Below are 16049 nucleotides of genomic sequence, written 5' to 3'. Positions count from 1 at the left end.
TCTTTTTTTATTTTAATTTTATATAGTTTATTTAATCTTATTCTCTTCCAGGAATTGATCCCAACCTGTCCATAACACACCTAAAGCCTATGTAAGATCTGGTGGCCGTACGATATTCGAAAGTTGTTGTACCTGTTTCAAGGAAGTAGGCTACGTCTTTCCACGAACCGCCTTTTACTACTTTTCTTGGCTCATCGTCTTTGTCATAAGACGGATTTAAATCCCAAGTGACAGGCATGTAGGAGTCTGAGAATGCATCCTGAGTCCACTCGGCTACGTTTCCAGCCATATTATATAGGCCGTAGTCATTAACATTGAATGCGTTTACAGGAGCAGTATATTGATAGCCATCTTTTTGATAATTACCTCTATATGGCTTAAAGTTAGCTAGATAACAACCTTTGCCATTGGCTACGTAAGGATTACCCCAAGGATATTTTGCACCGTCTTTCCCTCCTTTGGCAGCCCATTCCCATTCTGCTTCTGATGGCAATCGAAATCTCGGAGATTTGAATTGGTCATTTTCTGCTCTGAAGTTGTTATATAGTTGAGTTCTCCATTTAGCAAAGTACTGAGCTGCATCCCAACTTACTCCAACCACCGGGTACATATCAAATGCTGGGTTTCCGTAATAATTTTCAGTTAGTTGATCGCCATTGTGGTAAGTAAAATCTTTTTTCCAAACTGTAGTGTCTGGGTAAAGTTTAGTCATAATGAATTCCTCTCCTAGAACAGATATTGAGTCGGCCATTATTGAATTTACAAACATTCTATACTCGTGATTTGAAATCTCTGTATCGTCCATATAAAATGGAGATATCGTAATTCTTTTATTCAGAGTTATACGGGCAGACATTATATCCTCATCAGTTTGCCCCATAGTGAATGAGCCAGAAGGAATCAATACCATTCCATTTGGAGCAGTTTGTTTATAGCCTTTTCTGGCCGTGGCGACAATTTCACCATTTCGAATTCCTTCTAATGGGTCAGCTGCATCGCCTCCTTTCTTTTTGCCCAATCCTACCTTGTCCATTGTTTTGTTGAGAAAGCCGCAGCTTTGCATAAAAACAACAGGAGCCATTATTAAAAAGGCTTTTACTAAAATGCTTGAAAATTGCTTGTTCATAATCGAAAACAAGATGATTAATTTAATTCTTAAATTATAACTGCCTAAACGTAATATTTTTACTATATATTGCCTTTTCTGAAAAAATCTAAACACTTTTAAGATATAAGATATTCGTAAAAAAGTATTTGCATAAATCATGCCAATAAACCAATATTTTTTTTTGACTTATAGCCAATATTTTTCATTAGAATTGGTACAAAAACTGTGCCGTTTAATCATATGCTGTACCTCGGAGTTTTTATGATTGTTTTTTTGCCAATCTTAGGTGCTGCAAACGAATATCTTAGAAAAATTTCATGTGATGTGTTTGACTTTGCAATTGTCCCGAAATTTATGATGTCGATAGCATAACCAAGCTTTATAGTGTTTTTCATGAAACTGCCGCCTATCAATACAGAAGCAGCATCTTGCCACCTGTAGTTAACTCCAGCCCAATATTGCTGATTATAGGTGGCTATAGCACCAACTTCTGTTGAAATTGATTGTAAATCAGACTTTATAATAAAAGTCGGGCTTATATCTAAAGTGTATGTTACACCAAAATCATATTTTCCAGTAACGTAATACGATCTTTTTTCTTTAAATACCCCCGCGACATCATTTATTTTATAATCAGGCTCCAGAACGTTTTTTACAGAAAATCCTAGCTGATAGCTTGGATTAAATAAGTAAATTCCTGTATTTATATTCGAAGAAAATGAACTTATGGTTGTATTTGGTATTAAAGGATCTTCTTCGTCTCTAGGTCGATAGTTTTCTCCTTGTAGCTTTAAATTATTAGATCCTATACTTATTCCTACACCAAGTATATTGCTGTTTATCTTTTTGTGATATGAATAAGATATTTGAAATTCTGATTTTGACTGGATGTTTGTGAAATTATTATTTGAGAAATAGATTCCGAGACCACCTTTAGCTTTAGTAAATGGCATATCAGCAGAAAAAACTGTAGAAAGGTTGTTTCCTCCTTGGTCGAAATCTCCCAGATAGCCGGTATACTGTGATCGCACAGTGGCTTGTACTTGAGTATGGTTTGAAGTTCCGGCAGCTGCAGGATTAATATAAAATTGATTGAATACATATTGCGTAAATTGAGGGATGTTTTGAGCAACACTCATTTTGCAATATGACATAAAAAGCAATATGTAGAAATACTTTTTAATCATTCTTTATATTAGGAAAAAACTATTCCCTGATTATTAACATTCAATAACATGAATTATTTTCTAATCAGGTTCTTTTTATTATAAATTGTTGGCTTTTTTAATGTAAAGTTCCAGTGCACCCACCATTGAAGGGGCGTTGGGCAACGGAGCTTCTATATCAAGTATCAAACCAAGGTCTCTGATTGCTTTCGCCGTTGTTGGCCCAAAAGCCGCTAAACGCGTGTTGTTTTGTTTCCAATCGGGAAAATTATGAACCAACGAATGAACACCAGAAGGACTGAAAAAGCAAATAATATCATAAAACACTTCTGTTAGGTCTGATAAGTCTGCTGGAACTGTTTCATACATTATGGCTTCAGTCAATGAAATACCATTTTTTTTAAGAATATCTGGCACTGCATTGTTTCTGATATTCGAACACGGGAACAGGTATTTTTCATTTTTGTGCTTAATGAAAAATGGCTCTAGGTCAGCTGCCGTTTTGTTCCCTGCAAATATTTTTCTCTTACGAATTGTGATGTACTTCTGTAGATAGTTAGCGGTTTGTTCCGTTACACAAAAATATTTCATATCTATTGGAACCTCGATTCTCATTTCTTCACAAATTTTGAAAAAATGGTCTACCGCATGCCTGCTCGTAAAAACAATAGCCGTATGTGCTAAAATATCAATTTTCTGTTTTCTGAAATCTCGGTGGTCTGACTTCTTTACATCAATGAAATTCCTAAAATCAACTTTTATATTGTAGACTTTTGTTAAGTCAGTATAAGTTAGGGATTTTTCTCCCGGATTTTCTAGTGTAATTAAAATACTTTCAACTTTTTTTAGCCTACTTTCTTTTTGAATATCTGTCATCTCACTCATGCAGAAAAAATTTGAATTAATCTTTGGTCTTTTTACCTTGTGTTATACTAGGCTAGTCTGTCTTTTTACAATAAAATTCTTATTCCTAATACGATTGGAAACACTTCCACTATGCAAAGATAAGAAATTAAGTAAAGAGTTTTGATATTTCCGACTCTATTTATGGTAAAATAGATTAGTAAAGTTCTTAATAAATAGAAAATAATCAGTACTGAAGTGAATAAATACTTGAACTCTATTGCAAGTTTTATGTAGCTATTAAACCCAATTAAAAGTAAAATTAGAAGTATAGAAAAATAATATATAGTAGTTTGTATTATTTTAAAGTAATGAATATCGACTATTTTTTTTATATTAAAGAGTTTTCCTATTAGGTTTATATAGAAGTATTTAAGTATAAAGGATACGAAAATTAGTAAGCAGATTTTAAAGAAATTAGTGGTTAAAATTCCAAAAGTATTGCCATTCTGAAAAAAGAAATTTTCTTTGAAAAAATTTAGTCCGTTAGCTTGAGAAAGTAATATTATAAAGCCAGAAATAAGACTTAGCAAGATGATAAACATCATATTAGGTCTATCCATAGGTTTGTTTACAAGAAAAGAGTTCTCCTTGGGAATAAATGCAGAGAGGTCTTTAAAACTGTAATATTTCTTAAATGCTTTTGAATAGTTTGTTGCTACAAAACTTAACATTATGATATTTATAAAGAATACAAATACCAAACTACTGTTTAGGTTAGAATTGGTCCTAGGAATAAGGTTTAAAAAATTATTTTTGGCTTTTTCAATAATCTCGGTGGTTTTGGAAGTGGGATAGCCTATGAAAACAATGTTCTTTTCGGGAGAACTTGATCCAAATATACTTAAAATCGTTTCACCTTTTCTTACCTCTTTAATGATTTCTTTGATACTATATACTATCCATTTGTCGTTTTGCAGAGTTTTTTTTAGTCGATTGTCAAAAAACAAGAAGTTGCCTTTTTGGGCCGTTTTAATCAATAAATACCCGCCAGGGAAGTCGTTCAGATTTATTTTTATGGAAAAAACTTTGCTTTTGTTGTTGTTTTCAGAGATATAAGGAGTATGCACTTTCAAGTCTCTATCATATTCTGTCCAATCTTTTTCAAAATTATAAATGATGTTATAGCGGTTTTCAGGGCCACTTGGGCTAGTGGCAAATGATGAGCTGAAAACAAATATTCCGACAAGTAAAAAAAAGTACTTCAATCCCTTATTTTTTTGCAAAAGTACCAAATTAGCTTGATTTTAAAAATCTTTTCTTTTAATATAGGCTGTGTAGTCAGGTATTTTTACTTCATATTTTTCATGAAAAAGAGGAGAGGTTAGGATGAAATCTGCTGTGGAGCGATCACTTGCTATTGGGATATTCCAAACCACACCTAGCCTTAGTAAGGCTTTGATGTCTGGATCATGCGGTTGTGCCGACATCGGGTCCCAGAAAAATATTAAAATATCTATTTTCCCTTCAGAAATTAATGCACCAATTTGTTGGTCGCCTCCGAGCGGTCCACTAAGCAGTTTTGTTACAGGAACGTCTAATTCTGCCTCTATAAGTTTACCTGTAGTGCCAGTTGCGAAAAGCTGGTGCCTTTTTAGTGTACTTTTATTATATTTTACCCATTCTACTAGTTCAGGTTTTTTGTTGTCGTGGGCTATGAGAGCAACTCTTTTTCGAATATCTAATGTTCTATTCATCGCTGGAGAAAAATTTATCAAATATAATTTCATAAATGTGGATTTTTAGAAAAAACCTTAAATTCCTTTTATCCAAACCTTTTGTTTTGATTTGTAGTTAGTATTTTAAATAAATCTGTGAATAATGGAACTCCTAGAAATAAATACACTTGGGAAATTAAAGAAATACGGTTATAAATCTAAAACTATTAAGGAAGAGCTTAGGGATAATCTAATCAGAAAACTTAAGAATAAAGAGAATATTTTTGAAGGTATTTGGGGGTATGAAAATACGGTTATTCCTGAAATTGAAAAGGCCATACTTTCCATGCACAACATCAACTTGTTGGGCTTGAGAGGCCAGGCAAAGACCCGTATAGCTCGACTTTTTATACATTTATTAGATGAATACGTGCCTATTATTGAAGGCAGTGAATTAAACGATGATCCTCTGTGTCCAATATCAAGGTATGGAAGAGATTTGGTAAAAGAGCTTGCAGATGATACACCAGTAGCTTGGCTTGCCAGAAATGAAAGGTATTCTGAAAAACTAGCTACGCCTGATGTTTCTGTCGCAGATTTGATTGGGGATGTGGATCCTATCAAAGCCGCAACACTAAAATTGCCGTATTCTGATGAGCGAGTTATACATTTTGGGTTAATTCCAAGGTCAAACCGTTGCGTTTTTGTAATCAATGAACTTCCAGACCTACAGGCAAGAATTCAGGTTGCTTTATTTAATATTTTGCAGGAAGGGGATGTTCAAATTCGTGGCTTTAAACTTTGGCTTCCTCTGGATATACAGTTTGTCTTTACAGCCAATCCAGAAGATTACACCAATCGTGGAAGTATAGTTACACCTTTAAAAGATAGAATTGATTCACAGATTATTACCCATTATCCCAAGAGCATAGATATTGGAAAGAAAATTACCCAACAAGAGGCCAAAAGGAAAGAAGGTCAAAAGGGTATTTTTGTGAATGAAATCCTTCAGAATTTGATAGAAAAGGTAGCTGTAGAAGCAAGAAATAGTGAATTTGTAGATTCCAAATCTGGTGTTTCAGCAAGAATGACTATTTCAGCATTTGAAAATGTACTGAGTTCTGCTGAACTCAGGGCTTTGAAAAATGGTGACAAGAAGCCAAGTTTGAGGCTTTCGGATATTTATGGAGCTATTTCAGCGATCAATGGAAAAATAGAGCTGGTTTACGAAGGAGAGTTAGAAGGTCCAGTTTTTGTAGCTCATAATCTTATAGGGAAAGCTATCAGGTCAGAATTTGTTGCCTATTTCCCTAATCCAGAGAAACGCAAAAGTGCCGATTATAAAAAAATAGTGGAGTGGTTTGGGAATGGCAATTCATTGACTTTTCTTTCTGACGAAAATCAAAAGGCCTACAAGCAAGGTTTAAAAAAAGTAGATGGTTTGGAGGAGCTAGTTGAGAAGTATTTTTCAAATGAGACTTCAGACCAGAAAGACTTTTTAATGGAGTTTGTATTACATGGAATGGCGGAGTATTCGTTGATTTCAAAGCAGCCTTTGGATGAAGGAGTTAAATTTAACGACCTGTTGGATAGTATGTTAAGTAAAGAGGATTATGAATAGAAAAAGGGCGAATGCCCTTTTTCTATTCAGTGACATTCTATACAGTAAATCTAGCGAAGCAATAAAACCGAACCCGTTTTTCTAAAACTCAAGCCATTGTCACTTACCGCATATATAGTATAAGCATATGTTCCGGGAGGTGCTGGCTTAATGCCGTTTTTTTCAGTACCATCCCACGATTCAGCAAGGTTGTCTGCCTCAAAAATAGTGGCTCCCCATCTGTCAAAAACTTTGAAACTTCCTGAAGCTACAAATTTCCCCATTATTTTGAATGTTTCAGACTCTATGGGCCCTTCTCCATTTGGAGTAAATGCTGATGGTGCAAACAAGCCGGGAGGAACCTGCAATATAAATGGATTAGAGTAGGAATTTATAAACTGGTTTGTGAATAAATCGGTGTCTACATATTGTCTACCCATTACTCTGAACTTGATTTCTGCTTGAGATGAAGCATCTAACAAATCTTGAACAGACTGCTCCAGTTTTTCGGTAGTCTTTAAAGGAATGAACGAATTGATATCTTCATCAAAATATTCTAGACTATAGTCTACTGGAGATGCACTTGTATAAATATCCGGGGGAATTAAATATGGTGACCAATTTAGCATGCCTTGGCTCTTAGAGTTTAGCATTATTGTACAAAAAGGATCTGAAAGTTCAGACATTACACCACATTTGTCTTCTATTTGGTATTTATAGCAGTAAGATTTGATTTCACCAGATATTGCCACATCGTCAAATACGTTTGCATTTCTTTCGCCAAGTTTCTCGAAAATTTGGCTTTCGTTTTCAGCTCTATAGAATATATATTTATTTTGGATACTTGTGTTAGCATCTGTTACTATGTTCACTCTCACCCTTGTATCGTCATTTGGGTCAAATCCAACCGAAACCAAGTATTCTGGTTTGGCAGATGTGAGATTCGATTTTAAATCCACTGTAACTTGAGACGAACGAATATTGATAGGCCAAGCGGTTCCATCAAAGGTGACATTGGCGTACCTATATGTGACTCTGTAAAGGTATTTTTTAGAACAATCTAGTGTGCCATCGGTGTAAACAGTAGTAATTGGACTAGTGAATGGAATATTGTTCAAGCAGTTTGTACATCCTTCTACATCTTTAACTAAATTCAGACGAGTGGGAATCGTATTAGGCTCTGTTGGTAGATTCCATTTCATATCCACACTGCTACTTGATTTTATTGTTGGTTTTAGATTAATCGTACAAAGTGTATTTAGTGAAAATACATCTAGGCCACAAGAGTTTTTACTTCTCAATTTGAAACAGTATTTGTTATTGGGATCTAGACCAGTGACGGTAGCTAAACCATTTATGCCATCCGCTAGTTTGGTCCAATTTGATAATGCGGTTCCATTGTCCACTGCTGCCATTACATCATAAACAGTACCGGGTTGAGCACCAGCAAATTGTAATTTCACTTCTTTACCGTTGTTCTCTCCTTCTAACGTATGTAATAGTGTATTTTTGTCGGCATCTGTAGATATTTGAATAAAGTTAGTGGGACAAACAGTAAAATTGTTTCTTAAGTAAACTCCTTGTATTTTGATTGAGGTTGGGGCACCTACGAAGGTTTTCTTTCTTTCTTGAGGTAATGCTGTTGAGGCAGTGTTAATAACATCTGAGGTGCCATTACCCCAGTCTATAGTGTACCTGTTGTGTTGATTCTCCGCAGTATTGGGTATTGTTACCGTTACAGTGTTACCACCGCATGAAGTAGCAGTAACCGTTGGAACTTGCGTCAATAAGTTTTCTTGCAGCGTACAACTTAAGTATTTTTTACCATTTTTTTCACCCTTCATAAGTATCCAATGATATCCTATAGAAAGTTGTTGGGTTACCGAGTTACCTATTGCCGGGACGCCGTTTGTGGCTGTGACAATGTTGAAATTATTGTTAATGTCAAAGTAAAACACTGGGTTATCTACGAAAACATTATTGTTAGGGTCATTTTTGTTTGTTATTGTGACATTAGTTAGCGTACTTCCGCCCAAAGCCACACATGAAATAGGTGGACTTAGACTCATTTCACCTCCAGAGAAATATCCAGAAGGGGGTGTTGTACAAATAGTAGGCTTGGCTGGGGGAGTGGATTGGCTCCAACCAGCGGTAGACATTACCATGAAACTAATAAAACACAGTGTTTTATTTTTTAGTAACGACATAATGGTAAACTTTTTAATATTAAACTCAATAGCTTTAAAGTTTGAATTCAACCAAAAATCGTGCCGACTTCTAAGTTTTAAGCTCTAAATAGTTTCATGTCTTAATAATGCTTTTCAAGAGGTTTAGTGCTGTGAAATCTTCTTTGAGGATAATTTGGCTTATTATTTGTTATAGCCGAAAATCAAGTATTTAGTGTTTAAAATTGTATTTTCTATCAAAGTTTCATATGTATTTTTAAATTCAAATTTGGGCTATTGCCTATCGTTTAAGGTGTTTTTCTTGCAGGTTTTAAAGGTATAATCACAGTTTGTGAAATGTTTTTGTTCAAAATAATGTCTACTGTTTTTTTTTGAGATAAAAAATAAAGTTATTTACTTTGTCAAATACTAAATCACCTATATAATGAATATTAAGCTTCTGTTTTTATTTGTTTTGACAAGTTTCCAAAGCTTCGGCCAAACTCACCAACTCATCATTACAGAAATCATGGCAGACCCAACACCATCCAAAGGATTGCCGGAAAGAGAATATTTGGAGATTTACAATCCTAGTCCAAACGATATCAGTCTTAAAAATTTCAAACTTTATTATGGAAGTTTTTCGGCTTCATTTCCTGATTCAATCATAAAATCAAATGCGTATGCTTTGGTTTTTAGAAAAGGATATGAGGCAGAGTTTAGGGATTTTGGACGAATAATTCCTCTGCCAAATTTCTCACTTAGTAACGAGGGAAGTCTTTTAGTTCTGAAAAACGATCATGGTCAGGATGTATTTTATATTGATTACAGCTCAAACTGGCATACTTTAAAAAACGATGGAGGAATAAGCTTAGAAATGATTGACACTGGTTTTGCTTGTGTGAAAGATCAAAATTGGGCGTCATCTGCTAACATAATTGGAGGAACGCCTGGTAAAGTTAACTCAGTAAAAAAAGAAAATCCAGATATTTTACCTCCTAAGTTATTGAATTTCAATGTGGATAATGATCAGGTTATCCTGAATTTTGATGAGAATCTATCTAAGGATTTTTTGGGCAAACGAAATAACTTTTCAATTGTGGACTCACCGCACCAAATTCTAGAAGTATTATTCAATCCTTACAAAACTTCTCAAGTGCAGGTTCGTTTGGATGCATCTTTGGAAACTGGGGAGATGTTAAAGTTGAAAATTTCGAATTTGAAGGATTGCTCTGGAAATTCGGGTGGAGATATAGAAGTGGAATTTTGGAATTTGCTGCCAGCTGTTAAAGGCGAAATATTGCTTTCAGAAGTACTTTTTAATCCCAGAATAGGCGGGGAGGACTTTGTGGAGGTTTATAACACATCAAATAAAACCTTGAATCTTAAAAAATGGAAATTGGCGAAGCTTGAAACTGGGGGCCAAATATCTGACATTACTGAGTTAATTTCATATGATTTACTCTTAAAACCCAAAGGATTTGTAGCTTTTACAACAGGAAAGTCTTTTTTGATGGACAATTACCCCAAAACTGGCAATGTGATTGAAGTTCAGCAGATGCCTGCTTATAACAATGAAGAAGGAACAGTTGTACTTTTAAACGATCAGGGTGAAGAATTTGAAAGGTTTGCTTACAATGAAAAGAATCATCATGAATTGGTCGTCAATTCCAAAGGTATTTCTCTTGAAAGAACCAACCTTGGTTCGGGGAAGGCCATTTGGACCTCAGCTTCGTCGGATTACGGTTATGCTACCCCAGGTTTCGAAAATTCCCAAACTCTGACAGATGCTCTGCAGAATATTTTTTATGCAGAACCCATTATTTTTAATCCCTATCAAGTCAACGAAAACAATACGACTAAGCTTAAATATCAACTAAATTCGGCCGGCTCCTCGGCCTCCGTGGAGGTTTTAAACAAAAATGGTGTTACGGTAAAGAAATTGCTCAGTAACTTTACACTAGGCACACAAGGTGAAATAGAGTGGGATGGAAAAGATAATAGTGGCCAATTACTGCCCGTTGGGTATTATGTTTTCAAAATCACCGTTTACTCGTCCAAATTCAATCAAAGTTTTCTGGCAAAATGTGTTCTTGGCTCTAATTAGATTCCTATAAAAGGCTGATATTTTAGCCTTTATTTTTTGTAAAAATTATTTAATAAATTCTTTTAACAAACAGACAGTTAATTGGTTAAATATACAATTGTATATTTTTTATTTATTTGCCCTCTAAAAAGTATAAAATCATCAATTTTTTCTATAAAATATTTCGAATATAGAATAGATAATTAACATTTTTTCGCTAAAAAATTGAGTTTTAATCGACCAAAGGATATTTTTTTCATGATTAAGTGCAATTTTTTTTATTTGTATTATTGACATTTCATATTTTATGCCTAATATTGCACTATTCAAACATTTTGTTTGAATTAATTAATCTATTTAATCATTTTTAACCATCAAGTTCTATGAAAGTAAAACTTTATTTGAGGTCTTTCCTGATGCTCATGTTAGGTGTGGCTCTTACGTCGCAATTCGCATTTGCACAAGGGAGAAAAGTAAGCGGTAGAGTTACCGATTCTGGTGACGACTCTGGCATTCCAGGTGCTTCTGTAACCATTAAAGGTAGCACCAAGGGAGTTGCCACAGACGGTAACGGAAAGTATTCAATCGATGTTAATGGGGCAGGCGATGTTTTGGTATTCAGCTTTGTTGGATACAAGTCGACCGAAGTTGTTGTTGGTAGTCAAAGTGTAGTAGATGTTTCTTTAACAGAAGACGCTGCAAACTTAGAAGAGTTAGTTGTAACAGGATATCAGTCTATTCGTAAGAAAGACATCACTGGTGCAGTAACTGTTATCAACACGGACGAACTTAAAACAGTAAAATCAAGTTCGTTTTTGCAAAACCTTGGAGGTAGAGCAGCGGGTGTGAACATTTCAACTTCTGGATCACCTGGTGATGCTACAAATATTCGTATTCGTGGTATATCGTCATTTACTTCAAATGATCCATTATATGTTATAGATGGAGTTCCAGTTTTGGATAAATTCCAAAATACCATAAACCCTGAAGACATTGAGTCGTTGCAAGTATTGAAAGACGCTTCAACAGCTTCAATTTATGGTTCACGTGCTTCTAATGGTGTAATCGTTATCACTACTAAGCAAGGAAAAGCTGGTAAGACGAAAGTTTCTTACAATGGATCTTTTGGTGTTGCTAATCCAGTAAAAGGATATGATCAAGTATTAAATCAGTCGTCTGAATATTATGCAGATGCTACTAGACTTAAGTTTGCTGGAGCTGTGCCTACATGGTTTGCTACGGATGGTTCATTTCCAAAATATGTGCATGATGCGGTAAATATTCATGGAGCCATAAGCCCAGGTGTATTTGATCCTATCAATAATATGATTTCTGAGACAAACACAGTAGGTACTAACTGGTGGGAGGCAATAACTAGAACTGCCCAAATCCACGATCATAGTTTAAACCTATCTGGTGGTACAGAATCAGCATCTTTTAATATCTCGGCTTCTTATTTAAACCAAGAAGGTATATTAAAACAAACTGATTTTAACAGAGGAACTATTCGTGCAAACTCTAGCTATAAAATAGGTAAGAAACTACGTATTGGCGAAAACTTAATGTTTGCTAATAACTGGGGAGTTGGAGTATCTACAAGAGGTGGTAACAACAACGAGTTTGGTGTAATTGGAGAAGTAATAAAAGCTACTCCTGTTGTTCCTTTAACCAACATTAATGGCGGTCCTGGTAGTCACCAAGCGGCTATAACTGGTAACTTTACAAACCCTACTCAGGTTTTGATTGATAATAGCAACAATACAAACACCAATAGAAGACTTTTGGGTAACATGTATTTAGAGTTTGATATTATTGATGGCCTAAAAGCAAGAACTAATTTTGGAGTAGACATGGGTAGCTCATGGAGACGTACTTTTACCTACGAGCAGCCATACCGTGCTGAGGGACCAAGAACTGCTGGTGCTAGGATTTTTAACGAAACTTGGACTCAAGGAACAACTTGGAACTTTACCAATACTTTACAGTACAACAAAAATATTGGAAAGCATGCCATTGGTGCTTTAGTTGGACAAGAAGCTATTGCTAATAAATATAGAGATATGTTTGGACAATTGGCTGGTTATTTCACTACAGATGTTAACGCATGGTATTTGAACACCGCTTTGGGTGATCCAGCTTCAAGAAACGTCAATTCTTCTGGTAACGCTTCAAAGCTTGCTTCTTATTTTGGTAAAGTTGACTACGCATTTAACGATAAATACTTGATTTCAGGTACTATTCGTCGTGATGGTTCTTCTAAGTTTACTACAGCCAACAGATACGGTATCTTCCCTGCGGTTTCGGTAGGTTGGAGATTGTCTCAGGAGAGCTTTATGCAGGATATTTCATGGTTGTCTGATTTGAAAATTAGAGCATCGTATGGTGAGCTAGGTAACCAAGAGATTAGAAACTATAACTTCTCAGATATTTATGGTGGTGCTGTGGGTAATACTTTTTATGACATAAATGGTACTAACGGTAGTGCTGCTACAGGATATGCACTGACTTCTCGTGGTAACCCTAATACTAAATGGGAAACCTCTAAAAGCAAAAACATAGGTTTTGATGCAGCTTTGTTGAACAACTCTTTGACTTTGGTTCTAGATGTTTATTCTAGAAATACTGAAAATCTACTTTACAACCCTGCTTTGGTAGGAACTGCCGGTGCTGCTGCTCCGCCATTTGTAAACGTAGGAGCTATGCTAAATACAGGATGGGACTTATCGGCTAACTATCGTAAAAAAGTTAGCAATGACCTTAACCTTAACTTTGGTTTGAACCTAAGTCATTATAGAAATGAAGTTCAGAAAGTTTCTGGAACAGCTGACTTTTTCTTTACAGACGGTACTGGTTTGAACAGTCGTATTCCTAACTCAGGTATTTCTGTAATCAGTAAAGTAGGATATCCTATTTCTTCATTCAACGGTTACATTGTTGATGGTTTAATTACTACAGAAGCTGAATTAAAAGCTCATACAGGTACTGGTGCTGCAGCTATTGGAGGTCTAAAATATAGAGACGTAAATGGTGACGGTGTTGTAAATGGTAGTGATGTTACTATTAATGGTAACCCACATCCGAAATTGACAGGTGGTTTCAACATTGGTGCAAATTACAAAAACTTTGACCTGAACTCATTCTGGTTTGGAAGCTACGGTAACGAAATATTTACGGGCTATTGGATTCAGTCTTATTTCATGAACTTCAATGCCAACGTATTGAACAACATTCTTGAAAATCAAGGTAAAATAGTTGATGGTAAAGCATATCCAAAAATTAATCAGAACGACCGTTCTTCACCAAATGCTTCTACTTTTTATATTCAAGACGGTTCGTACCTACGTATGACAAACTTACAGCTTGGATATACTTTGCCTAAGTCTATCATAAGCAAAATAGGTGTATCAAGAGCTAGAGTATATGTACAAGGCCAAAACCTTTTAACACTTACTAAATATTTTGGTACAGATCCTGCTATATCTAACGCCAACATTGGTGCTGGTGGTGCTGTAAACGATGGTGCAATGGGTATTGACAATGGTAACTACCCAGCAAATAAAGTATTTAATTTGGGTATAAATTTAGAATTTTAATAATAAAATATTATTCATATTATGAAAACAATAATCAAAATATCGATACTGGCCATACTACTTACGGTAGGCTTTTATTCGTGTAAGGATAGCTTTTTGGATACTCCTCCACAAGCTGCCTTGTCTAACACGCTTTTAGAATCTAGCAAAGCTGGTGTAGACGCAACTCTTATTGCGGCTTACAAAAGCCTTGGCGGTTGGATAGGTGCAGGTGGAAACGCTTGGGGTGCTGCTCCTAGTAACTGGGTGTATAACCTAGCTGCTGATGATTTTCACAAAGGCTCTGAATCAGGTGATGGAGACGGTTGGTTGGCAGTAGAGCTTTTCCAATGGAATCCGGCTGAAGGTTCGTTCGATAACAAATGGAGATCATGCTACGAGGGAATTGCTCGTGCGAACTCGGCAATAGTTACAGCTAAAGCATTCTTAAAAGCAAATGGATCTGAAACAGCTTATGTTAGTGCTGTAGAAGGTGAGGCGACCTTTTTAAGAGCATGGGAGCATTTTGAATTATATAAAGTATTTAAAAAAGCACCTTACATCACTGAAACTGATACTGATTTTAATAAGCCTAACGATAAAGAAATGATTCCATTAATCATAGCAGATTTGGAAAAGGCGATTACTTTATTACCAGCTAGTAAAACTTCAGTAGGTAGAGTAGATAAAAATGTAGCTACTGCTTATTTGGGTAAAGTAAAATTGTATAACAAAGATTACGCAGGTGCTTTGGCTGCTTTTAATACAGTAATAGCAAGTGGTAAATACAAATTGTCTGACTGTATATATGATAACTTTAACTTAGCAACTGAAAACAATGCTGAAAACTTGTTCTCTATTCAGTCTTCAGTAAATGACGGTGATGCTGGTGGTGCTAACGCAAATAACCACGATCGTCTTGGCTTACCTCACGGAGATAGCTTTAGCAGCTGCTGCGGATTTAAGCAGCCTACCAACGACCTAGTAATGGCATTTAAAGTTGATGCTGCTGGTCTTCCTATATCTACAGTAGGTGTTCCTGTAAAAAGAATACCTGCTGGTGCAGCAGACGTAATGGATCCACGTGTTGAATATACAGCTGGACGTACAGGTGTTCCTTTCTTAGATTGGGGTCTTCACAAGGACAGCTGGATTCGTGGTCAAGGATACCAAGGATGGTATTCACCTAAGAAAACAGTACAACTAAAAGCTAATCCTATTCTTGCTGGTGGATGGACAGGAACTCAGCTTTCTGCTTTGAACTTCCCATTATTGCGTTATTCTGATGTTTTATTGATGGCAGCTGAGTGTGAAGTAGAAGCTGGATCTTTGGAGAAAGCAAGAGAGTATGTTAACCTTATCCGTAAAAGAGCAGGTAACTGTACTCAAGGTGTTGCTTCTCTAAAAGTACCTATTGATGCATCTGAAATCACTTGGGGTAAATATGCGGTTTCTACTTATGGATCAGCATGGACTGACAAAGCTGTAGCTCGTCAGGCTGTAAGAACAGAAAGAAGACTTGAACTTGCATTGGAAGGACATCGTGTATTTGACTTGCAGAGATGGGGTAATTATGAGGCTCACATGACTGAATATCTTGGTCGTGAGTCAAAATTGGTAACCGCTCTATCAGTGGCTCAGCCGGTTACAGCTAAGCACTATGCTTGGCCAATACCAAGTACTGAAATTGCTAAATCGGCAGGTAAATTGAAACAAAACGCTGGATACTAATCATATTTTAGTTAAAGGTATTTTAATGTCGTAATACAAAATGAGGTAGGTTAATTCCTA

At 35.7% G+C, this 16049-nt stretch carries 10 protein-coding genes; 4 read left to right on the top strand and 6 right to left on the bottom strand.

Features of this window, described 5'->3' with window-relative positions:
• Positions 1 to 37: 37 nt before the first annotated feature.
• The 5 genes from EGI26_RS00785 to EGI26_RS00765 all read right to left on the bottom strand — a co-directional run bounded on the left by EGI26_RS00785 (position 38) and on the right by EGI26_RS00765 (position 4874).
• Positions 38 to 1126: an SUMF1/EgtB/PvdO family nonheme iron enzyme gene (locus EGI26_RS00785; RefSeq protein WP_255075692.1), complete on the bottom strand. Its 1089-nt coding sequence runs from the start codon at positions 1124 to 1126 to the stop codon at positions 38 to 40.
• Between the two features lie 218 nt (positions 1127 to 1344).
• A complete protein-coding gene (locus tag EGI26_RS00780) occupies positions 1345 to 2295 on the bottom strand; it encodes a type IX secretion system membrane protein PorP/SprF (RefSeq protein ID WP_255075691.1) in 951 nt (316 codons plus the stop codon).
• A 78-nt stretch (positions 2296 to 2373) separates the two neighbouring features.
• Positions 2374 to 3159, bottom strand: coding sequence for a uroporphyrinogen-III synthase (locus EGI26_RS00775; RefSeq protein WP_255075690.1), 786 nt, complete (start codon positions 3157 to 3159; stop codon positions 2374 to 2376).
• A 65-nt stretch (positions 3160 to 3224) separates the two neighbouring features.
• Entirely contained in the window at positions 3225 to 4385 is a 1161-nt protein-coding gene (locus EGI26_RS00770) for a DUF4271 domain-containing protein (protein WP_255075689.1), read from the bottom strand.
• A 39-nt stretch (positions 4386 to 4424) separates the two neighbouring features.
• Entirely contained in the window at positions 4425 to 4874 is a 450-nt protein-coding gene (locus tag EGI26_RS00765; protein WP_255075688.1) for a methylglyoxal synthase, read from the bottom strand.
• 124 nt (positions 4875 to 4998) lie between these two features.
• Between EGI26_RS00765 and EGI26_RS00760 the strand changes: the two genes are divergently transcribed.
• Complete coding sequence (locus tag EGI26_RS00760) at positions 4999 to 6456, top strand: magnesium chelatase (protein WP_255075687.1); 1458 nt, start codon at positions 4999 to 5001, stop codon at positions 6454 to 6456.
• 50 nt (positions 6457 to 6506) lie between these two features.
• On the opposite strand, the gene EGI26_RS00755 is transcribed toward EGI26_RS00760, so the two are convergent.
• On the bottom strand, positions 6507 to 8642 hold the full coding sequence (locus tag EGI26_RS00755; RefSeq protein WP_255075686.1) for a gliding motility-associated C-terminal domain-containing protein: 2136 nt from the start codon (positions 8640 to 8642) through the stop codon (positions 6507 to 6509).
• Positions 8643 to 9045: 403 nt separating this feature from the next.
• On the opposite strand from EGI26_RS00755, the gene EGI26_RS00750 reads away from it, so the two are divergent.
• The 3 genes from EGI26_RS00750 (at position 9046) to EGI26_RS00740 (ending at position 15989) form a co-directional block, all read left to right on the top strand.
• A complete protein-coding gene (locus tag EGI26_RS00750) occupies positions 9046 to 10707 on the top strand; it encodes a lamin tail domain-containing protein (RefSeq protein ID WP_255075685.1) in 1662 nt (553 codons plus the stop codon).
• A 362-nt stretch (positions 10708 to 11069) separates the two neighbouring features.
• Complete coding sequence (locus EGI26_RS00745) at positions 11070 to 14279, top strand: TonB-dependent receptor (RefSeq protein WP_255075684.1); 3210 nt, start codon at positions 11070 to 11072, stop codon at positions 14277 to 14279.
• A gap of 21 nt (positions 14280 to 14300) precedes the next feature.
• The gene (locus EGI26_RS00740; RefSeq protein WP_255075683.1) at positions 14301 to 15989 is read left to right on the top strand and encodes a RagB/SusD family nutrient uptake outer membrane protein; all 1689 of its coding nucleotides are present in this window, start codon (positions 14301 to 14303) and stop codon (positions 15987 to 15989) included.
• Positions 15990 to 16049: the final 60 nt, after the last annotated feature.

It is taken from the genome of Lacihabitans sp. CCS-44, from assembly GCF_024343735.1.
In the GTDB taxonomy this organism is placed as follows: Bacteria; Bacteroidota; Bacteroidia; order Cytophagales; family Spirosomataceae; genus Leadbetterella.
Note: the sequence above shows the minus strand (reverse complement) of the source record. Positions and strands in the feature narration are given on the sequence as shown.